This is a genomic window from Bacteroides sp. L10-4 (assembly GCF_013373675.1).
Lineage (GTDB): Bacteria > Bacteroidota > Bacteroidia > Bacteroidales > Bacteroidaceae > Bacteroides > Bacteroides muris.
On record NZ_JABXJH010000009.1, the window covers coordinates 46,040 to 66,424 of the forward strand.

A 20,385-nucleotide genomic window follows, 5' to 3' on the forward strand; every position below is an offset into this window, starting at 1 on the left:
TTTATTTTTCTCATTATTTTTGTGTACGTTTGCAGGTAAATTCAATGCAGCGATTTACATGGAATTATTAGTATATAAAGCCTCTGCCGGTTCCGGCAAAACCTTCACGCTAGCCGTGGAATACATCAAGCATTTGATAATCAATCCACGCGCCTACCGGCAGATACTTGCCGTAACCTTCACCAACAAGGCCACGGCAGAGATGAAGGAACGCATACTGACACAGCTTTACGGCATCTGGAAGGGAGAACCGTCTTCCGAAGCATACCTGGAAAGAATTAAGAATTATAATTTAAAAGCTCAAGGAGAGAGTGGAGACGAATTGACGGACGAGGACATCCGCCAACGGGCCGGCATGGCACTGCAATACATGCTGCATGACTACAGCCGTTTCCGCGTGGAAACCATCGACTCCTTTTTTCAATCCGTGATGCGTAACCTTGCCCGCGAACTGGAGCTGAGTCCTAACCTGAACATAGAGCTGAACAACAGTGAAGTGCTGAGTGATGCCGTAGACAGCCTCATCGAGAAGCTCACCCCCACTTCTCCCGTACTGGCATGGCTGCTGGACTACATCGACGAGCGCATCCGCGACGACAAACGCTGGAATGTCTCGAACGAAGTGAAAAGCTTCGGACGAAACATCTTTGATGAAAGCTACATAGAACGCGGCGAAAAGCTGCGGCAATGCCTGCGTACTCCGAACACGCTGAGACTCTACCGGGATGTGTTGCGCGACATGGAGACCGAAGCCCTGGAACAGATGAAAAGCTTCTGCGACCAGTTTGAGGGCGAACTGGAAGGGCATGCACTCACTCCCGAAGACTTGAAGGGAGGCGCCCGAGGCATAGGCAGCTACTTCCGCAAGCTGCGCGACGGCAGACTGTCGGACAAGGAAGTGCTGAACGCCACCCTGCAAAACAGCTTGGCTGATGCAAAAAACTGGGCAACAAAAACGTCTGCACGGAAGGACGACATCCTCCGTCTGGCAGAAACCAGCCTGATGCCTTTACTGCAGGAAGCTGAAAGAATGCGTCCGCAACGCAACCGTACGCTGAACAGTTGCCGCCTCTCGCTCCAGCACCTCAACAAACTGCAACTTCTCAATCACATCGACGAAGAGGTACGTACGCTGAACCGAGAGCATAACCGCTTTCTATTGTCGGACACCAACGCTCTGCTGCACAAGTTGGTGCGCGAGGGTGACTCTTCGTTCGTCTTCGAGAAAATCGGCGCCAACATACGCAACGTCATGATTGACGAATTCCAGGATACCAGCCGCATGCAATGGGACAACTTCCGCCTACTGTTGCTCGAAGGACTTTCGCAAGGAGCCGACAGTCTGATTGTGGGAGACGTGAAGCAGTCCATCTACCGCTGGCGCAACGGAGACTGGGGAATACTGAACAGTTTGGGCAATGAAGAATTGAAAATGGAGAGTGGAGAATCAAGTTCTCCATTAAACAACTTTCCCGTCCGTGTGGAAACCTTAAAGACAAACCGGCGTAGCGAAACGAACATCATCCGTTTCAACAACCAAGTATTTACGGCTGCCATAGACCACCTCAACGCACTGCATCTGAACGAGCTGAAAGAGGATTGCCTACCCCTGAAACGCGCTTATGCCGACGTAGTGCAGGAATCGCCCAAGAGCAAGGAATACGGCTATGTAAAAGCCGCCTTCCTTGAACCGGATGATGAACACAACTATACAGAGCAAACCCTTCTCGCCTTAGGAGAAGAGGTACAACGGCTACAGGAGGAAGGCGTAGCACTGAATGACATCACCATCCTTGTCCGCAAGAACAAGAATATCCCGCCAATAGCCGACTATTTTGACAAAGAACTGCATCTCTCTGTCGTGTCCGACGAAGCTTTCCGGCTGAATGCTTCCCTTTCCATCTGCATGCTGATGGATGCCCTGCGCTGCCTGTCGAATCCGGAAAACAAGATTGCGGAGGCTTCGTTAATGGAGAATTGCAAATTACAAAAGACCAACGACGAGCAGCAAGAAGACACGGCTCCCCTTCCCGAAGCTTTTACCTCCCGGCGGGAAACGCTGCGCCTGATGCCCTTGTATGAGTTGCTGGAAGAACTGTTCAGCATCTTCGGCATGAGCCGTATTGAAAAGCAAGATGCCTACCTCTTCTCCTTCTTCGATGCTGTGACGGAGTATCTGCAAAGCAACTCTTCCGAACTGGACAGCTTCATACGCTACTGGGACGAAACCCTTTGCAACAAGACCATCCCCAGCGGTGAGACGGACGGTATACGCATCCTCTCCATCCATAAGTCCAAAGGACTGGAATTCCATACCGTACTGATTCCCTTCTGCGACTGGAAGCTGGAGAACGAAACCAACAACCAGCTGGTGTGGTGCGTACCGCCGGAAGAGCCTTATAATGCCATCAGCCTAGTGCCGGTGAACTATTCCGCCACCATGGCGGAATCCATATACCGGCAAGACTATCTGCACGAACGACTTCAATTGTGGGTAGACAATCTGAATTTGTTATATGTAGCCTTTACCCGTGCTGGCAAAAACCTCATTCTCTGGAGCCGGAAGGAACAGAAGGGAACCATGTCCGAACTCCTTGCCCACACCCTGCCCCGCATAGCCAAGGACGGAGCGGGCAGTTGGGACGAAGAGGCTACCATATACGAGAACGGCAAGATTTGCCCCTCTCCCGTCCCCGTTTCACAACATGACGCAGACAATCCTGCTGATGACGAAGCCAAACCTCTATGCTGCGAACGTAACCCTAAGGTTTACGAACAGCAACCGGTCAACAGACTTTCGCAAAAGCCAGCCAAACTGTCCGTCCACATGGAAAGCATGCTCCACGACATCGAATTCCGCCAATCCAACCGTTCGGCAGACTTCATAGCAGGAGTGGACGAAGCAGAATCCAACCAGCGCTTCATCAACCGGGGACGTTTGCTGCATACCCTATTCTCCGCTATCGAAACGGAAGAAGACATTGACAATGCCATCAGCCAGCTCATCTTTGAAGGTGTGATTGGACGGAGTGAGACGGAAGAAGAAATACGCGACCTCACCCAACGCGCCTTTTCTCTGCCACAAGTCAAGGACTGGTATTCAGGAACATGGCAGCTGTTCAATGAATGCGACATCATCTGGCAGGAGAACGGCGAACTGCGGACGCGCCGCCCGGACCGCGTGATGATGCGCGGTGAAGAAATCGTAGTGGTGGACTTCAAGTTCGGAAAGCCGAACAAGAAGTACAACAAACAAGTGCAAGGATACATGCAACTGCTAGCCCGCATGGGGTATGCCGCAGAAAATATACAGGGCTACTTATGGTATGTAGAAGAGAACAACATAGAACCGGTATAACTCACCTCACCATCAACCATCAATTGTCAACTGAATCATGGAAACATTCCTCCAATTGGTCGCCCGCGACCTTTACGCCAAAATAGGAAACGACCTCTCGCGCACTGCCATCGTTTTCCCCAACAAACGTGCCAGTCTGTTCTTCAACGAATACCTGGCAGCCGAAACAGACCGCCCTTTGTGGTCACCTGCCTACGTCAGCATTAGCGAACTGTTCCGTCAACTCTCGCCATTGAAGTCCGGCGACCCTATCCGTCTGGTATGCGAACTATATAAGGTATTCCGAGAAGAGACCCGCAGCGAAGAAACTTTGGACGACTTCTACTTCTGGGGAGAACTGCTCATCAGTGACTTCGACGACGTCGATAAAAACCTTGTAGATGCTAACAAGCTATTCAGCAATCTGCAAGAACTGAAGAACATCATGGACGACTACGACTTCCTTGACGAAGAGCAGGAAGAAGCCATCCGACAATTCTTTCAGAATTTCTCCATAGAAAAGCGAACGGAATTGAAAGCCAAATTCATCTCCCTCTGGGATAAGCTGGGCGACATCTACCACCACTACCGCCGAAACCTCACGGAACTTGGCATTGCCTACGAAGGCATGATGTACCGCAATGTCATGGAGCAACTCGATACCGACCGACTGCGCTACGACCGCTATGTATTTGTCGGCTTCAATGTGCTGAATAGAGTAGAAACCCGCTTCTTCCAACTCTTGCAGGATGCCGGGAAAGCAATGTTCTATTGGGATTACGACGTGTTCTACACCCGGCTCCCCCTTGAGCAGAAGCCGCCCTATACCCACGAAGCAGGCGAATTCATCCTCCGCAACCTAAAGTTGTTCCCCAACCAACTGCCCGAAACTTCTTTTGATGTACTGCGGAAGCCCAAGAACGTACGTTTTATCTCCGCTTCTACCGAAAATGCACAAGCCCGCTACTTGCCGCAATGGATTAAAAATAATGAGGAATCGGCCGGAAGAGAAGAATCAAGGACTCCTTCCTCATTCAAAGACACTGCCGTGGTCCTCTGCAACGAATCGCTACTGCTCCCCGTCCTCCACTCCATTCCGGCAGAGGTAAGGGACGTCAACATCACGATGGGTTTCCCCCTTGCCCAAACTCCGGTATACAGCTTCATCAACGCCCTTGTAGAGCTACAGACTACCGGCTACCACGCAGGCACCGGACGATATACCTACGAGACCGTGCTCACCCTGCTGAAGCATCCTTATACCTGGCAGCTTTCCTCCCATGCCGAAGCACTGGAAAGGCAGCTTACCCGGGACAACCGCTTCTATCCCCTTCCCTCGGAACTGAAGCAAGACACATTCCTTGAACAAGTCTTTACACCACAGAATGGCATCGCTGCCCTATGCGGCTACCTCACCGGACTGCTTCGTGAAGTAGCCGTCCTCTATCGCCAGGAAAAAGACGTGGAAGACATCTTTAACCAGCTGTACCGCGAATCTCTGTTCAAAAGCTACACCCTCGTCAACCGCCTGCTCAATCTGATAGAAACCGGGGAACTGAGTAGTCTGCACACAGACACACTGAAGCGACTGCTGAACCGCCTGCTTACCTCCGCCAACATTCCCTTCCACGGAGAACCCGCCATCGGCATGCAAGTAATGGGTGTACTGGAAACGCGCAACCTTGATTTCCGCAACCTCATCATGCTCTCTCTCAACGAGGGGCAGCTGCCCAAAGCCGGAGGCGATTCCTCCTTCATCCCCTACAACCTGAGGAAAGCATTCGGCATGACTACCATCGAACACAAGAACGCCGTCTATGCCTACTACTTCTACCGCCTCATCCAGCGGGCAGAAAACGTCACCTTATTATATAACACCTCTTCCGACGGGCTGAACCGCGGAGAGAAGTCCCGCTTCATGCTGCAATTCCTGGTTGAGTCGCCACACTACATCTCCCTGGAATACCTTGAAGCCGGACAATCGCCCCAGCAAGCGCGGAAAATTGAGATTCACAAGACACCGGAAATGTTGCAACAGATGTTCAATGCCTACGACGTCCACCAACGTCCCCAAGCATTCTTTTCCCCCTCTGCCCTCAATGCCTATCTGGACTGCCGGCTGAAATTCTACTACCGATATGTAGCCGGCCTGAAAGCTCCCGATGAAGTAAGCGCTGAGATAGACTCCGCCCTCTTCGGCACCCTCTTCCACCGTTCCGCCGAACTGGTGTACGCCGAACTGACAGCCAACGGACGGGAGATACGTAAAGAGGACCTGGAACGATTACTGAAAGACGATGTCCGCCTGCAAGCCTATGTAGACAATGCTTTCAAAGAAAAGTTCTTCCACATACCCCTTACGGAGCAACCGGAGTATAACGGCACGCAGCTCATCCATTCCAAAGTCATTGCCTCTTACTTGCGCCAGCTCCTGCGCAATGACCTGCAGTATGCCCCGTTCCGCATGGAGGGTATGGAGCAGGACGTCAGAGAAACGATGGAAATAGATACTCCGCAAGGAAAGCTTGCCTTACAGATAGGCGGTACTATCGACCGCCTGGACAGCAAAGGAGACACGCTACGTATCGTGGACTACAAGACCGGCGGTACTCCCAAGACTCCCGAGAATATAGAACAACTGTTTACTCCCGCCGACAATCGTCCCAGCTATATTTTCCAGACGTTTCTGTACGCAGCCATCCTTTGCCGCAAGCAATCGATGAAGGTAGCCCCTTCCTTGCTCTACATCCACCGGGCAGCTTCCGAAAGCTATTCCCCGGTCATCGAGATGGGGGCTCCACGGCAACCCAAGGTACCGGTCGGCAACTTCGCTTTTTTCGAAGACGAGTTCCGCGAACGGCTACACGGACTCCTGCAGGAGATATTCAGCCGGGAAGAAACATTCTGCCAAACAGAGGACATCCGGAAATGTGAATATTGCGATTTCCGCAGTCTATGTAAGAGATAAAAAGAAGTCTTGATGGTTTTAACGGCATCATATTGGTAGTGGATGGGAGAAGCAGGACAATCAAGATTATAGATTTCGTCCACATCCCCCTTATAAGATTGTAGGCGATTTGATAAATTATGCAAGTTTGCAACAAAATATTTCACCTGTTAATGAACATAAAGAGGCAGATTGAAAAATCTGCCCCTGAAATATTTCATTTATCTGCCACATACTCTTCTTCTTTCTTATCCGGAATACTGAAGTCCTTGTTCGCAAACAAGTCTGCCAAGCCCGAAATTTGCTTTAACCGCAACACTTCGTCACGGTCCATCCCGATGTTTTTCATTATCCATTCATCCGACATGCCGGCTCTGTCCAATTCTGCCACAATATGACACATCAACTCAATGTTGTGCGTGCCACGGGCACGGTTATGACGGATAGTGGACGCCATGCGGTTGGAAAGTTCCTTGTCGATTACGACCACGGGAAGCAACCCGTTTTCGCGCTGATAAATTCTTTTGGATGTCTTCAACACTTGATAACGGTGATAACCGTCTACAAGAATATAGTTGTCTTCTTTTTCGTCATAGTAACAGACACAAGGCATGGTGAAACCGTCTTCCCAGATGGAAAGCTCCAGAAGTCTCATTTCGGGCGGTGCCACTACATTCGGATTGTAATCGTTCGCTTGTATTTTCTCTATTGAAATCGCCTTTACATTATATACCGGACTTTTATCTACGCTCATAACATCATATTTTTGAATTGTTCCATTATCTTGTCCCTTTTGTATGCCTCTTCCTTGTTCAAGGCAAACCCCATGTACTTGCAGGCATGGTCGTTCTTCAGAATGCATATACACATCCGCTTATAAGTGGGGATTTCCCGAAATTCCGCAATGTCAATATCATCCAAATAGTCCATGCGCACCGGTTTCTTGTTCGTCTTGTAATTCGTGGTATTCATCACTTCGATGGACACTCCTGCATCCCTCAGCTTCTGGATGGTCTCGTCAGCCAGACAGCCCCCTTTTGTACGCCAGAATTCAATACTGACAGTAAGCTTTTTCAAGTAGTTCCTCCGGGTCTCTTCCGGCAAGGTGGAAAGCAAGAACTGCATAAAGCCTTTCCACGTATACCCTTCGGGCAATCGGACTGTTTGCCACCCCATGGCACGCGTCCCTCCGTAAATACCGGTAAAGTTCACTCCGTTGACCCGTCCTATCATTTTTCCCCAAGTATTCGGATCGATGACACGATACAGCTTCAGGCTCTCCTGTGCCTCGCAGAGAAAAGGACTTGCCACACGCTGACGTTCGATATTGACCCCGGCTTTATAATATAGGTCATACAAATGGTTATAGTCAAAACCGAATTTGCCGTTGGCTGTCCAGATATCTGTCGTCTTCCAGTCATAAATGGGATAAGCATTGAAAATGTCATTACCTATTTTCGAGGTCCAGCGGTAATTGTGGTACATCTGATACTTCCGGTTCAGATGGATGCTGCGCCAACGGTTAAAACTCTCCTGCGTACGAATGCCTATGAGAAAGCAGGCACGCACTCCGTTCTTCTTCTCATGCAGCCATTTGGCAAAATGCATCTGAAACTCATAATCCCACATTTTGGGAGTATAGAAAGGAAATGTCTCCTTAGTGAGGCAGCCTTTCGGCATTTTCCTCACCCAAATGTCCTTCAAATCATCCTGCCACGGACGCCAGTAACTCTGGTACATCGACGTGCAAGTCGTTACACGAAAAGGCACACAAACACGATATACCTCCAATATATCCTTATTTGCCTCCAATATCCGGTTCACATAATCAATGGTCATGCTATACTGTATCTCATAGTCCATGTGGAACACACACAGTTTACAGTCCAACCGTTTCCTGCGGATATAGTCTATGCATAAATTCAGCAACACTCCACTATCTTTTCCTCCCGAAAAAGAGACGCATACCGTGTCAAACTCCCTGAAAATCACATCAAGACGTTCTTGCGCCAGTTCATACACATTTTTGGGTGCAGCCATAATTATTTGTTTTTCTCCATTTTCACATAACGAGTCCATACCTTGTCTTCCAAAAAGCCCAGCTCACCGAAGACATCCCTATCCTCAACAAAGCTGACAGCTGTCAGGCTGCTCTCCTCGCTCAGCTTCTCAAGTACCTTTTCCAGAAGTAATTTCAGCGTGTCAACATTTTTCTCCTCAATATAATAGTTGTTGATAACACATTTATGTTTCTTATGCTCCACCGGCACAAAACCTACAACATGTTTATCATCCAGAGCAACAAACCACTCGTACTCTTCCGATGTCCGGAAAGGGAAATTGTAGTTCTGTTTCAGCACTTCCGGGTTCATAACCAAAGGGGCTACAAGCTCATACAGTTTTTTATCCGTACCATGTAATTGTACTATCTGTATCATATACATTCATATTATTTGAAATTACGTGTTAAAGATAAAGCTTATTTACGACGGAATATCCTCCTTTTAAATAGATTTAAGAATATAACCGGATAAAATATTAATAAACAGATATTATCCTCCTAATTTGTATATGTTGACTAATTGGGAGTTCTTTGCAAAAAAGTCACCCGAAAAGAAATAATGAAATATTTACTGCTTTTTATAATCTTTGCTAAGATAGAAATGTTCACTATCGGTGGCGGATACACATCTTTAACGGCATTCGTCCGGCAGTAGCCACACTGATTGTGATTCCCTACATTTCGGGCTGTCCCCGTATGGATTTCCTTGCCGGAATCTCAGGCTTCCTCCTATATTGAGGAAGCGGTGGAGACAGACACCATCTTGCGGGCATATGCCCATACCACGCAATAAGCAACCAGCGGTACAATAAACGCCCACACCATCGTCGCATGATCTGCCACCAGCCCCATCAACAGCGGACCTACCACGCCTCCCACGGGAGACATCATCAGGAAAGAGGAAGCCCTCTTGGTATGATTGCCCAACCCGCGCAAGGAAAGGGCAAAAATCGTGGGAAACATAATAGCCTCAAACGCATATCCGCACAACAGAGCTGCAAGCGATACCATCCCTACATCCAGCAACACCAACGAAGTGGTCACTACCGTCCCCGTGGCACACACCAGCAACATTTTCTCGGCACGTACGCGTCCCATAATCCAGCTACCGGCAAAACGTCCCAACATGAACAGTCCCAATCCGCCGAAAGAAAGTACTACCGAAGCTTCGCGAGCATTCATCCAGTTTTGTTCCACCACATAGTTGATAAAGAAGCTGTTGATGGAAATCTCACCGACCTCATAAGCAAACAAGGCTATCAGCCCGAAAATGAAAAGCCGGTGCGACCACAATCCTACCTTATTACCAGCTTCGTCCACCTCCACACTATGTTCAATCTCGGGCAACTTGATTCTTGAAAAAACCAGCGCTACCAGCAGGACAACTAACCCCATACAGATATAGGGCAATGCGACATTGCCCGAGCCCGTCTGCCCATCCTTAGAAAAGAGCAGCAGTCCGGCAAGCACCGGTGCACAGATACATCCCAGACCGTTGAAGGATTGCGCGAAATTCAGTCGGCTGGCAGCTGTTTCCTTTGCGCCCAATTCTGTGGCATAAGGATTGGCGGCAGTTTCAAGAAATGTCAGTCCACAGCCTATCACGAACAACGCAAACAAGAAAAGATTAAAAGACAAATATTGCTGCCCGGGGATAAAGAGCAGCGAACCGATACCGTAGAGCAGCAGTCCGAATACCACACCCCGGCGGTATCCGAAGCGACTGATGAAAAGTCCTGCAGGAATGGCCATGATGAAGTATCCCATATACATCGTCATCTGTATAAAGGCCGAATGCGTCTTCGTGATGTCCAGTATCTCTTGAAAGTGCTTGTTCAGTACATTCAGAATGGCATGGGCAAATCCCCACAAAAAGAAAAGAGAGGTAATCAAAATGAAGGGCACAAGGTATTGTCTGCCCACCAATGGTATTCGTTTCTGTTTCATAATATGATAATTCCAGACAATCGTTACAAGGCGATTGATAATTGCGGGTGCAAAGATAAACAAAACTCCCGGTCTTTTCCCAACATTTTCACATTCGCTATTGTACAGAGCAGCTTTTTCTCTAACTTTACTGCCATCATACAATGTTAAGCCATGAAAAATGCCATCCCACAATACAATTTCTACAAAACTAAGAGCCTATTTAAAAATGACTGAAATCTTTTTCTAAAGAGGTTTCCGTATCCGTCAGATTATTTCTTTCTTTGAAGCGACCAAACTTAAAAAAAAGATGTATCAGACAGATTTAACGGAAACCGAGTGGCAATATATAACAATTGCCCCGTCAAGTCGCGCAGCTCGGTATATTTCGTCAGACTGAAATCGACGTGCAGCACCGGATAGGCCTCCCACTCCTGCTCCAGCCGTTCCATGGCCAGTCCCTCGAAAGACACTTTATTCGTAATAAAGTAATACTTTATCACTGATAAAGCACTGCTTTACTCGCAATAAAGTGTTGCTTTACTCGCGATAAAGTGATACTTTATATTCAGCAAAGTGTTCGTACAGCTGTTGTATGCTGATAAAGAAGACGTTTAGTTCGGCCGTCTCAACACAGTCAGAACGAAGCAAAAACTATACTTTAATGAAAAAGTCTGATAAGGTTTTGAGCGAAGCTAATGACAGAGCAAAATGATAGTTTCAGTTTTGACTTGTGGATTGTATTATTTAAGTTTATCGTATTCTTCATCCGTCACCGGCTCTAGCCATTCATTAAAAGTATCCTCTCCGGGAACTTCGAAAGCAAGATGGGCAAACCAACCATCAGAAGCGGCTCCGTGCCAATGCTTCACATTTGCAGGGATATGGATAACCGTACCGGGTAGAATCTCTACTGCCGGCTTGCCTTCTTCTTGATACCACCCACGACCGGCAACACTGATAAGCATCTGTCCACCGCCTTTAGTAGCGCGGTGTATGTGCCAGTTATTGCGACAACGAGGCTCGAAAGTGACGTTAGAGACGGAAACCTGCTTACGTGAAATGGGAGCGAGATAGCTGTTACCTATGAAGTACTGTGCGTATGCAGTGTTCGGTTCTCCAATGGGGAAAATCATTTCACGCTGGAACGCGGCTTTGGTATCTTTACCGGCGGTGTCCTCTGCCCATACGCCTTTGGCCAGATTAAACGCTGCCCACGCTTTGGGCCAACCGGCATAGAAACCAATATGGGTGATGATTTCGGCAATCTCCGTACGGGTGATGCCGTTCTTTTTTGCCGACTGAAGGTGGAACACGAGCGAATTATCCGTGATTCCCTGACTGATAAGAGAGGTAATAGTTACTAAACTACGGTCGCGCAGACCGAGTTTGTCGGTGCGGCTCCAGACCTCGCCAAAGAGGACATCGTCGTTGAGCTCCGCAAATTTAGGAGCAAACTCACCCAACTGGGTGCGTCCTGCTGTCTGTACTATCTTTTCTTGTGCCATAACATTGAGTGTTAAAATGCTGAATACTGAAATAAAAAAAATCTTGTTCATAGTCGTTCTATTTATTGCATGAAGTTATTGAGCTTGTTAGCCGGATTAAGTGGCGTCTGGTCAGACAAGACCAATGATTTGACCATGTGCAACGTTCCTTGCTTGTATTTCTGAAAATGTTCTGATGCAATATGTTTTTCATAAGCCGCATGACTCGCATAGGTTTCGAGGATGGTCACCTTGCAGGGATTCTCCTTCTCGCCGACCGCATACATAGTCAGCACGCCCGATTCGGTGCGCAGAGAGATTTCGCCTACTTCGATTGCGTATTTCATATACTCGTCGAGATACTGCGGATAAAACTCAATTTTCGACAACCGCACGATACCGTCAGCACTCATCGGCTCTTTGGCGCACATACCCGGCTGCTTATCCAGATTCAGGCATTTGCCGATAATCTCTCCCGTGGCAAGGTAGGAATAGGTCGGAAATTCAAACAATACAGGTTTCAGCTTCGTATAGTCGAGTTTCCCGTTATTATCAAGTACTTCAGGAACAGCATATGTATTGACTATCGCACAAATGAAATTGTCGAAACTTTCAGTTTCATAGATGTCTACCACCTCACACTCCATGGTGAGTGGCGATGCGTCTATAACGGGGGTACCGTTTTCGCCAATATGGTAGGCGAACACCTCTGACTTATCGACCGTCGCACCGCTTACACTTCCCACATAGTCAGCTTTCTGCAATATTTCACGACTCACTAGATTGATGGAAAGTCGTTTTGAGTCCTTTATTCCTTGATTAGTGTAATGGCTTTTACTCATGCTGATGAGTATCCGGTCATGTCCAATAACACCCGTATGGCCTACCACTAGCCAGTTTACTTTCCCTTCAACCTCCGCCCCGACAACCGTCATCGGCTTGGGATAGAGCGCCAACAGATTTCCGAGATTTTTCTTGTTCGTTTCCATTATATTAGGTTGAACGGTGTTCTCCTTCACGGGGATACTGCACGATATTATGACAAGCAGTGACAAAGCTCCTAAAATTGTTTTTGCCATACTCTATATTACTCTATTTTTCTTGTTAAACTTCTGATGACAAAGATACCGCGATAGCACAAGCGAAGACGTATATGAGTTACGGATATTTGTACCCGAATTCCCGATTATACCGCAAGAAAGTTCAAGTTCATCAGATGAGTATAGTAAGACTGGCAGGAATCCTACGAATAATCCCACGCATGTTTTTTAAATCGTTATTCTTGCCGATACAGAAAACAAGAAAGCTCTGAAATTCTTGGATTTCAGAGCTTTGCTTTAATTTGATTTTGCGGTGCGTACGGAAGATGAACCTTAGTTTTATTCTTCAAGTACTCAATATCTTAGCAAGCTCTTAATTCTTTCTCCCACTAATAACCCCACGTGTGCAATTCTTTAGATTGCTTGGTGTTGCGGTGGTTGTTTGAGTTAGGGCAAAGATACAACAAAAATGCAAAGACATCATTATTTTCAGAAAAATAGTTTTAGATGAATATTGTATGCCATTTCATTATTTGTATCTTTGTCTATAAACATCTATAGCCTATGAAACCAGAAAAAACAGCCCCAGTATTAGCAATTACTCCCAACGAGCAAATTTTCTTGCCTAAATGCTATCATAGAATTCAAGATATTTGTGCTGTAATATATGACCAATTAACGGAAATATATAAAGAAAAAAATTATCAGGACTTATATCATACAGAGTCAATTTTAGATGGAAGCGAGACTGGAATGGACGAACTGAATAAGAATAAAATTCATGCAATCGACTGGCTTACATGGAATAATAAAAACAAAGATTTAGAATTAATCTTGACTAAACATATAATACTTTCTATAACGTCGGATTTTATCAATTTTGTTTTTGAATCTTTATATTGTGCAAAAAGAGGAAAAATAACAGTTGCCTATGCATTAATTCGTAAACCCTTTACAGATGAATTACTAATATTAGAACAGTTACTATATAATCGTTCTGATTTTATATATAGATTTTTTCATTCAGATACTGTGGAAACGTATGACCCAAGTAGTAAAAATATAAACAAAGTGGATGTTATTAAGAATGCAGTAGATTGCCTAACAAATCCTTTATTTGACGCTGATTTTGTTCACGATTTACGTTATAACAAATTATGCGAATATGGGATTAATGGGATTTCTAATCATGCTTTACATATTGTTACTAAAGATAAGAATTATCGAACAGAACCACAAAATTTTAATTTTGTTTTTTCTCAAGAAGAAGATTTTGCTCTATATTACAAACAGTATTATTGGGTAGTCCCATATATACTTATATATGCAGTAGATATTATTGACAAGTTGATATTCTCAATATTAAAAGACACCGATAATCAAAACTTAAGCATTGTAAAAAGGCTAAGAAGAACAATTGGTTTTTCCTTATTTACAGAGAGTTATCTTCGCACAAAAAAAGATTCTATTTTCATATTATTCAATAAGAAAATACGATTTACCTGTCCTATCTGTAAAAATAAGTACTTTCTAAAACGGGATGATTATGAATTCTTTTTTGAAACAGAAGCAATATTATGTCCTAAATGTAATAATGATAATCTAACCATTGAGAATATACAAAAAATTAAAAATATTATAGGACTCTAACGATACAATATTGAATATTATGTCCGAAAGTATTCCACAGTTCTATAAAAGAATCCAGCGTTGTGACCCTCAACTGGGTACAACCTACTCTAAGGAGAACCCATATTTCAATGTTCTTTCCCGACAATGTAATTTTGGGACAGTACAATTCAGTTATAGAGATTTTTATAAAGTCACATTGATTATTGGTGTGGGAAAACTATATTATGCAGATAAATGGATTTTAGTAAATCGTCCTGCTATGTTATTTTCTAATCCTTTAGTCCCTTATGCTTGGGAATCAATTAGTGAAGAACAGAAAGGTATGTTCTGCATATTCAATGAGCAGTTTGTTCAGTCAGAAGAAAAGAATGGCTCTTTGGCTAATACACCATTATTCAAAGTTACTGGAGATAAGGTTTTCTTCTTGAATGACGCACAAGTTGCCAAAGTCATGGATATATACACACAAATGCAGGAAGAAAACCAGTCAGACTATGCAAACAAACATGATGTTTTACGTTGTTATCTTCATTTGTTGATACATACAGCTTTAAAAATGCAGGAGTCTAATAAATATGAATCACATCCGAATGCTTCGCAACGTATTACCGAATTATTTATAGAATTATTGGATAGACAATTTCCTGTTGATTATCCACATTCAGTATTAAGTTTGCGCACTCCTGCCGATTATGCAAACCGTTTGTCTATACACGTTAATCATTTAAATAAAGTGGTAAAAGATACTACTGGAAAAACTACCTCTACAATGATTGCGGAAAGAATAATCAAAGAATGTACCCAGTATTTATTACATAGTAATTTTTCTATTTCAGAAATTGCTTATAGCTTGGGATTTGAAAATATGGCCTATTTCAGTAAATTCTATCGTAAGCACACAGGAAAATCGCCAAGCGAAATTAGAGAACAACAATTATTTGATTTGTGCAAATGATGCTTTGAATAGTGTTAACCAGCCATATTTCCATTACCTAATTTTGTACCGACTAAAAAATATAAATAATGAAGTACAGAAAATTAGGCAAAACAGAAGTAAACCTATCCGCTATCGGATTGGGTTGTATGGGAATGAGTGCTGCGTATGGAGTAGCCGACGAAAAAGAAAGCATTAAGACATTGCATCGTGCTTTAGAACTTGGCATTAATTTTTGGGATACTGCGGATGTGTATGGAAATGGTGCTAATGAAGAATTGCTATCCAAAGTATTAGCAGAAAAAAGAAATCAGATTTTCATTGCAACAAAATTTGGTTTTCGCTTACGCAATAGTCAAGGTAGCGTGTTCGTTGGTGGTGATAGTTATGTGGATGCTTCTCCAAGATATGTAAAACAAGCTGTAGAGAACAGCCTGAAAAGATTAAATATCGAAACTATAGACTTGTATTATGCGCATCGGATTGACCCCACAATACCAATCGAAGAAACAGTTGAAGCTATGGCAGAGTTAGTAAAAGAGGGTAAAGTACGCTATTTGGGACTAAGCGAATGTTCTTCCGAATCACTGAAAAGAGCTTGTAATGTTCATCCTATATCTGCGGTTGAAAGTGAATATTCTTTATTAACACATGATGTCGAAAAAGAGATTCTGCCATTAACAAAAGAATTAGGTGTAACTTTAGTTCCATTTTCACCGTTAGGCAGAGGTTTAGTAACAAATACTATCAACGTAAATGCGTTGGAAGAACATGATTTCCGCAAGCATTTGCCACGTTATAACGGTAAATATTGGGAAAATAATCAAAAACTGGCTATTGAAATTGCAGAAATAGCAGAAAGCAAAGGAATAACCCCAGCCCAACTTGCCTTAGCTTGGATATTGGCACAAAGTGAAAATATAATTCCTATTCCGGGAACTAAACGGATTAAGTATTTAGAAGAAAATGCAAAAGCGGTAGATGTAAATCTATCAACGGAAGATGTTTCTAATATACAACTGCTTTTAAAAAAATATCCTAATATTGGTAACAGATATAATGAATATGATTTTCAGTTTGTAAATAAATAACTTATTAAAAAAGGAAGTTCTACCACGTTGGTAGGACTTCTTTCTATAATTCCCATAATGAATAATTTGTTGGAACAGAGATTCTTCCGATTATTATCGGAATACTCACAGCGTAAAGTTTCTGCATCCGAATTTACAGAAGCTATTGAAGAACTGGCTACCCATTTAGCCGATTTTAGTATCAACGAACAGGATTACAGCGTTTTATTACGTTATTTTTCTTTCGGCTTACATCGGCTTAAATCGTATCGTGTGCGGTTTGAGCAAGAAAAAAATACCCTATTTGCATTTGATTGATGAAGCAATAGAACTAATCAAAACAGAAGTACGCATAGTGAATTTGCATATCAAATACCCCGAACAATTCGAGCAACACGCAAATAAACTATCCCTTTCCCCTCTCCATTTAGCAGACAAAACAAGCCTTATCAACATCATGGAAATAGTCAGCGGCTTATTCCTGTCAAAACGTATAATATATCAAAATGAAAAACCTGTTCACCTGACGGACTTAGGAAAAGCCTTTGAATGGCTCTTTAACATTAAATTAGGTGATTATCATCAAAAGTACATGGATGTCATCAAGCGAAAGCCAGCCAAACTAACAGAGTTCCTTAATGAACTGGCAAACCTTATCCGCAAAGAACACGAAAATAAAGGGTATAGATAATCAGGTGTTTAGCATAAATTTATACGAGGTAGCATATACTACCCTGTAATTTCTTTGCTTCCATTTTCAGAACTTTGCTTCATCAATCGATTGGTAATCATTTATGTATAACTTGAAAAATGAAGCAAATATGTATGTAGATAATTACGAGTTCAAAGACTGGATGCAAAAACTACTTGATAAACTGGAAGAAGTAGGAAAAGACGTGAAGAGTTTGCAAACCAATCCCGAAGTAATGCCGGGCGATAAACTTTTGGATAATCAGGACTTATGCCTGTTGTTCAAAGTAAGTACCCGAACATTGCAGAGATTACGAAGCAAAAAAATACTATCCTTTATGATGATTAGCGGAAAAGCCTATTATCGGGCTTCTGATGTGCGAGAGTTCATAAAGGAAAGGTTTGATGTAGGTACGCTCCGAAAGTTTGAAAAAGAACACGGAACGGACAAATAAGAAAGAAACTATCCCGAAGTTGTACACGTGGCAACTTCGGGATTTTTCTTTTTTGGCAAGCCGTTTTTATTCCTCTGCCGATATTGTCCCCTCTCTTTGGTAAGACTGTTCAAACCGTCTGCTTAAAAGTACTATCATTTCATTAGTCTTTATCAATTCCAAAGTACATTGTTCCAGTCTGTAAAGTAAAGCAAGTGCTTTCTTCTCTGAAAAATTGGAATGAAGTTCTTTCACTACCTGATTATAATTCTGCCCTATACTTCTGAATTGTGAATAGAACTGTGTTAGCTGAATGTAATAATCAACCTTACTTTTATCCCTGACCGTAACCTTAAATGACTTACCGAAAATGCAATTCTTAATAAAATGCGCTTTGATAGTGTAGCCTGACCTATCAAAGAATGACAGGAATTTGGCGTTTTCTACATCGTCCAAATTGAACGAATAGCGGTGTGTTCGTGGGTCAAGTTTAGGCTTGCGCCCTCCATTGTGTTGATACTTCTTTTTCTGTTCCATAATCATAATTTTTACAAGGTTTACGACTTCGGAGTAAACCAAACCACCTTATCAGGTGGCAAGGTTTTGAGGTGCAAAAAGCGAATAGCGGACCTCAAAACACAACTTGCTATGTTCTAATGAACATAAAAATCCTCCTTTCGTCGGATTGCCAAAGCAAGCGGTTCGGCTTCTTCTTCTGTCTGTTTATCGTTTACAAAATTACAGACAGCAAATTGTCTTTGAAATATAGCCCACTACGCCAAATAACGACACAAACGGTCAAAGTAACCCTATTTTTTAAAGCGTCTGTTTTTACCCCTTTCTTTGCCTGAAATTGATTGAATGAAAGCAATATATAAGACAGCCGAACAATCTTTGGAAATGGGTTTAAACTATGATTGAAAGCTATTTAAAGATAAAATTATATAGCTATAAAACTGGCTGGCTTTCTTTCAATCAGTATCAGAAATCAATCAACTTATTTATAAACCTTTAAAAAATGAAAGTATGGAAGAAGTAAAACAGTCATTACAGCAAAAACAGGAGAACTACAAAGCGGTGTATCTCCAAAAGCGAACAATCTGCAACCGTCAAAGCGTGTACATAAGCGGAGAGATACAGAAACGTATCATGCAGATTATAGGGGTGATTACAGGCAAACAGGTAAGTATCGGAAATTTCATTGATAACGTACTGGAAGAACATTTGAATACACACAATGATGTTCTTTCGGCTCTCTACCGGGAAGAAATGCAAAAAGGAATATTCAACGAACCAAAAGAGAAGAACGTATGAATATCATAACTATTGAGGAACAGACTTTTAAACAGGTGTGCGGTCGGTTTTCCGGCTTCGCCAGTCAGGTGGAACGGATTTGCAAAGAGAATACCCGCCAGCCGGATGAATGGCTGTCAGGTCGTGAAGTGTGTGCCCTGCTCGGTATCAGCATCCGAAGTTTGCAGAACTACCGGGATAGCGGTAAACTGGGCTACTCCCAAATTGGTAACAAACTATACTATAAATCTGCCGATATTGAAAGACTGATTGTAGAATGTACGGAAAACAAGATAACGAATTATCAATCAAACAATAAATAAAGATTGTCCTATGGAAAAGAAAGAAGAAAATAATACGGAAGTAAACCAGTCATTCAAATTGTCTGCCATTGTCGGAATTTGGGAAAGTTTAAACCTTCATCCTACGGTGATGATATACCAAAGCAAGAAAAAGTATTTCCTTTCGATGCTCCATGTATCTGATAACGGACAGGTGAAACCAGCCGTTTACGAGATACAGAAAGAAGATAACCGTTACTTCATCGTTGAAGCCTTTAAACGGCTTTATATCGGCTATGATACGGTAAAAGATAGTATTTCCATATTTTACTATGGCGAGTATCTGCGTAACTGACAGATGTATGTCTGTCAATCATTCAAACGAATTATAAATCAATAGAACGATATAACAATATGGAACTGATAAACGGCAACAGTGAAATAATTAGGGACTTCTTTCAGTCTATGGATAAAATATTAGACGGTATCAGCCAACTGGCAAAGAAAAACAGACAGCATTTGAACGGTGAAAAGTTTCTAAGCAACCGGGAAGCATCCAAATATCTGAAAGTAAGCATCCGCACGCTGCAAGAATGGAGAGATACGGGCGTTATCCCTTACATTCAGATAAAAGGCAAAATAATCTACCGTCAAAGTGATATAGAAAGGCTTTTGCAGACCTATTATAATAAAGAACGGCAGGAATAGCCTACCATTCTTAAAAACACACATTTTTTTCCGAAACTGACTAAGAACATTAACTTTATTAGTGTAGTATTTCGTCTGTGCAAGTCTTTAACTAAAAATACAACCCGGAGCGTAGCGCAGGTGTGGAGATTTTTAGTTAAACCCGTAGGGCTTGGACTTGAACGGACGGAATACGGAGCTTACCTTTGTTAATGTTTTATTCAGCTTGGGAAAATTACATAGCATTTTTCTTTGGTAATACTATTTTATTCTATACTTTTGCAAAGTATTCGTTCTTTGAAAGAATGTAGAAGAAGGTACAATTTAACCAATAGTACTACAAAATTAAAGTGATTTATCACACCAATATGGTTTTATGGGACGAGCATCTGTGTTCATCTATATTAATGATAAACATCAGAGATAGTGGTTTATCCATTTATAGTTTGTTGGCATTCTATATAGGGATTCCCCACTTGTAAATCGTCTCTACGTCTGTTAGGACATGAAAATAGAGAGCAAAAGAAGGTAATGTATATAGTATTATTGGTTATTAGTAATATTG

At 43.2% G+C, this 20,385-nt stretch carries 19 protein-coding genes and 1 pseudogene; 12 read left to right on the plus strand and 8 right to left on the minus strand.

Going from position 1 to position 20,385, the window contains the following annotated elements; genetic code table 11:
- Positions 1-58: 58 nt before the first annotated feature.
- On the plus strand, positions 59-3,358 hold the full coding sequence (locus HU824_RS04755) for an exodeoxyribonuclease V subunit beta (RefSeq protein WP_176468240.1): 3,300 nt from the start codon (positions 59-61) through the stop codon (positions 3,356-3,358).
- A gap of 37 nt (positions 3,359-3,395) precedes the next feature.
- On the plus strand, positions 3,396-6,305 hold the full coding sequence (locus HU824_RS04760; protein WP_176468241.1) for a PD-(D/E)XK nuclease family protein: 2,910 nt from the start codon (positions 3,396-3,398) through the stop codon (positions 6,303-6,305).
- Between the two features lie 196 nt (positions 6,306-6,501).
- On the opposite strand, the gene HU824_RS04765 is transcribed toward HU824_RS04760, so the two are convergent.
- From HU824_RS04765 to HU824_RS04795, 7 genes and pseudogenes are all read right to left on the minus strand, one after another.
- Positions 6,502-7,038 carry a ParB/RepB/Spo0J family partition protein gene (locus tag HU824_RS04765; RefSeq protein ID WP_136010374.1) on the minus strand — a complete coding sequence of 179 codons (537 nt, stop codon included), beginning with the start codon at positions 7,036-7,038 and terminating at the stop codon, positions 6,502-6,504.
- Positions 7,035-8,324, minus strand: a complete 1,290-nt coding sequence (locus tag HU824_RS04770) for a DUF3440 domain-containing protein (protein ID WP_176468242.1) — start codon at positions 8,322-8,324, stop codon at positions 7,035-7,037. The genes HU824_RS04765 and HU824_RS04770 overlap by 4 nt, the downstream gene beginning before the upstream one ends.
- Positions 8,325-8,326: 2 nt before the next feature.
- Positions 8,327-8,722 carry a hypothetical protein gene (locus tag HU824_RS04775; protein ID WP_176468243.1) on the minus strand — a complete coding sequence of 132 codons (396 nt, stop codon included), beginning with the start codon at positions 8,720-8,722 and terminating at the stop codon, positions 8,327-8,329.
- A gap of 353 nt (positions 8,723-9,075) precedes the next feature.
- Complete coding sequence (locus HU824_RS04780; RefSeq protein ID WP_136010371.1) at positions 9,076-10,293, minus strand: sugar MFS transporter; 1,218 nt, start codon at positions 10,291-10,293, stop codon at positions 9,076-9,078.
- Between the two features lie 332 nt (positions 10,294-10,625).
- Positions 10,626-10,781: pseudogene (locus HU824_RS04785) on the minus strand (AAA family ATPase); the annotation flags it as partial.
- Between the two features lie 234 nt (positions 10,782-11,015).
- Positions 11,016-11,831, minus strand: coding sequence for a carboxymuconolactone decarboxylase family protein (locus HU824_RS04790; protein ID WP_176468245.1), 816 nt, complete (start codon positions 11,829-11,831; stop codon positions 11,016-11,018).
- Positions 11,832-11,842: 11 nt separating this feature from the next.
- A complete protein-coding gene (locus tag HU824_RS04795; RefSeq protein WP_176468246.1) occupies positions 11,843-12,838 on the minus strand; it encodes a flavin reductase in 996 nt (331 codons plus the stop codon).
- Between the two features lie 525 nt (positions 12,839-13,363).
- On the opposite strand from HU824_RS04795, the gene HU824_RS04800 reads away from it, so the two are divergent.
- The 6 genes from HU824_RS04800 (at position 13,364) to HU824_RS04820 (ending at position 17,580) form a co-directional block, all read left to right on the plus strand.
- On the plus strand, positions 13,364-14,449 hold the full coding sequence (locus HU824_RS04800; RefSeq protein WP_102408105.1) for a hypothetical protein: 1,086 nt from the start codon (positions 13,364-13,366) through the stop codon (positions 14,447-14,449).
- 19 nt (positions 14,450-14,468) lie between these two features.
- The gene (locus tag HU824_RS04805) at positions 14,469-15,386 is read left to right on the plus strand and encodes an AraC family transcriptional regulator (RefSeq protein WP_041926219.1); all 918 of its coding nucleotides are present in this window, start codon (positions 14,469-14,471) and stop codon (positions 15,384-15,386) included.
- A 68-nt stretch (positions 15,387-15,454) separates the two neighbouring features.
- A complete protein-coding gene (locus tag HU824_RS04810; RefSeq protein WP_176468247.1) occupies positions 15,455-16,456 on the plus strand; it encodes an aldo/keto reductase in 1,002 nt (333 codons plus the stop codon).
- A gap of 57 nt (positions 16,457-16,513) precedes the next feature.
- On the plus strand, positions 16,514-16,753 hold the full coding sequence (locus tag HU824_RS19670) for a hypothetical protein (protein WP_010992862.1): 240 nt from the start codon (positions 16,514-16,516) through the stop codon (positions 16,751-16,753).
- Positions 16,707-17,126 (plus strand): RteC domain-containing protein, encoded by a 420-nt coding sequence (locus HU824_RS04815; protein WP_164088330.1) that lies wholly within the window; start codon positions 16,707-16,709, stop codon positions 17,124-17,126. The genes HU824_RS19670 and HU824_RS04815 overlap by 47 nt, the downstream gene beginning before the upstream one ends.
- A 130-nt stretch (positions 17,127-17,256) precedes the next feature.
- On the plus strand, positions 17,257-17,580 hold the full coding sequence (locus HU824_RS04820; RefSeq protein ID WP_102409379.1) for a helix-turn-helix domain-containing protein: 324 nt from the start codon (positions 17,257-17,259) through the stop codon (positions 17,578-17,580).
- Positions 17,581-17,646: 66 nt separating this feature from the next.
- Here the strand turns inward: HU824_RS04820 and mobA are convergent, their stop codons facing one another.
- On the minus strand, positions 17,647-18,096 hold the full coding sequence (mobA, locus tag HU824_RS04825) for a conjugal transfer protein MobA (RefSeq protein ID WP_102409377.1): 450 nt from the start codon (positions 18,094-18,096) through the stop codon (positions 17,647-17,649).
- Between the two features lie 489 nt (positions 18,097-18,585).
- Between mobA and HU824_RS04830 the strand changes: the two genes are divergently transcribed.
- From HU824_RS04830 to HU824_RS04845, 4 genes are read left to right on the plus strand one after another with little or no spacing between them, the layout of a single operon-like run.
- Positions 18,586-18,873 carry a DUF3408 domain-containing protein gene (locus HU824_RS04830; RefSeq protein ID WP_102408103.1) on the plus strand — a complete coding sequence of 96 codons (288 nt, stop codon included), beginning with the start codon at positions 18,586-18,588 and terminating at the stop codon, positions 18,871-18,873.
- Positions 18,870-19,175, plus strand: a complete 306-nt coding sequence (locus tag HU824_RS04835) for a helix-turn-helix domain-containing protein (RefSeq protein ID WP_102408102.1) — start codon at positions 18,870-18,872, stop codon at positions 19,173-19,175. Before HU824_RS04830 ends, HU824_RS04835 begins: the two co-directional genes overlap by 4 nt.
- Before the next feature lie 10 nt (positions 19,176-19,185).
- Positions 19,186-19,488, plus strand: a complete 303-nt coding sequence (locus tag HU824_RS04840) for a DUF3876 domain-containing protein (RefSeq protein WP_176468248.1) — start codon at positions 19,186-19,188, stop codon at positions 19,486-19,488.
- Between the two features lie 59 nt (positions 19,489-19,547).
- Positions 19,548-19,841 (plus strand): helix-turn-helix domain-containing protein, encoded by a 294-nt coding sequence (locus tag HU824_RS04845; protein ID WP_102408100.1) that lies wholly within the window; start codon positions 19,548-19,550, stop codon positions 19,839-19,841.
- Positions 19,842-20,385: the final 544 nt, after the last annotated feature.

Excerpts from the sequence above, each read along its gene's own strand:
- HU824_RS19670 (WP_010992862.1), top strand. The coding sequence starts at position 16,514 with ATGAATAATTTGTTGGAACAGAGATTCTTCCGATTATTATCGGAATAC.
- HU824_RS04845 (WP_102408100.1), top strand. The coding sequence starts at position 19,548 with ATGGAACTGATAAACGGCAACAGTGAAATAATTAGGGACTTCTTTCAG.
- HU824_RS04795 (WP_176468246.1), bottom strand. The coding sequence starts at position 12,838 with ATGGCAAAAACAATTTTAGGAGCTTTGTCACTGCTTGTCATAATATCG.
- HU824_RS04765 (WP_136010374.1), bottom strand. The coding sequence starts at position 7,038 with ATGAGCGTAGATAAAAGTCCGGTATATAATGTAAAGGCGATTTCAATA.
- HU824_RS04770 (WP_176468242.1), bottom strand. The coding sequence starts at position 8,324 with ATGGCTGCACCCAAAAATGTGTATGAACTGGCGCAAGAACGTCTTGAT.
- mobA (WP_102409377.1), bottom strand. The coding sequence starts at position 18,096 with ATGGAACAGAAAAAGAAGTATCAACACAATGGAGGGCGCAAGCCTAAA.
- HU824_RS04755 (WP_176468240.1), top strand. The coding sequence starts at position 59 with ATGGAATTATTAGTATATAAAGCCTCTGCCGGTTCCGGCAAAACCTTC.
- HU824_RS04820 (WP_102409379.1), top strand. The coding sequence starts at position 17,257 with ATGTATGTAGATAATTACGAGTTCAAAGACTGGATGCAAAAACTACTT.
- HU824_RS04775 (WP_176468243.1), bottom strand. The coding sequence starts at position 8,722 with ATGATACAGATAGTACAATTACATGGTACGGATAAAAAACTGTATGAG.
- HU824_RS04835 (WP_102408102.1), top strand. The coding sequence starts at position 18,870 with ATGAATATCATAACTATTGAGGAACAGACTTTTAAACAGGTGTGCGGT.
- HU824_RS04805 (WP_041926219.1), top strand. The coding sequence starts at position 14,469 with ATGTCCGAAAGTATTCCACAGTTCTATAAAAGAATCCAGCGTTGTGAC.
- HU824_RS04810 (WP_176468247.1), top strand. The coding sequence starts at position 15,455 with ATGAAGTACAGAAAATTAGGCAAAACAGAAGTAAACCTATCCGCTATC.
- HU824_RS04780 (WP_136010371.1), bottom strand. The coding sequence starts at position 10,293 with ATGAAACAGAAACGAATACCATTGGTGGGCAGACAATACCTTGTGCCC.
- HU824_RS04840 (WP_176468248.1), top strand. The coding sequence starts at position 19,186 with ATGGAAAAGAAAGAAGAAAATAATACGGAAGTAAACCAGTCATTCAAA.
- HU824_RS04760 (WP_176468241.1), top strand. The coding sequence starts at position 3,396 with ATGGAAACATTCCTCCAATTGGTCGCCCGCGACCTTTACGCCAAAATA.
- HU824_RS04790 (WP_176468245.1), bottom strand. The coding sequence starts at position 11,831 with ATGAACAAGATTTTTTTTATTTCAGTATTCAGCATTTTAACACTCAAT.
- HU824_RS04830 (WP_102408103.1), top strand. The coding sequence starts at position 18,586 with ATGGAAGAAGTAAAACAGTCATTACAGCAAAAACAGGAGAACTACAAA.
- HU824_RS04800 (WP_102408105.1), top strand. The coding sequence starts at position 13,364 with ATGAAACCAGAAAAAACAGCCCCAGTATTAGCAATTACTCCCAACGAG.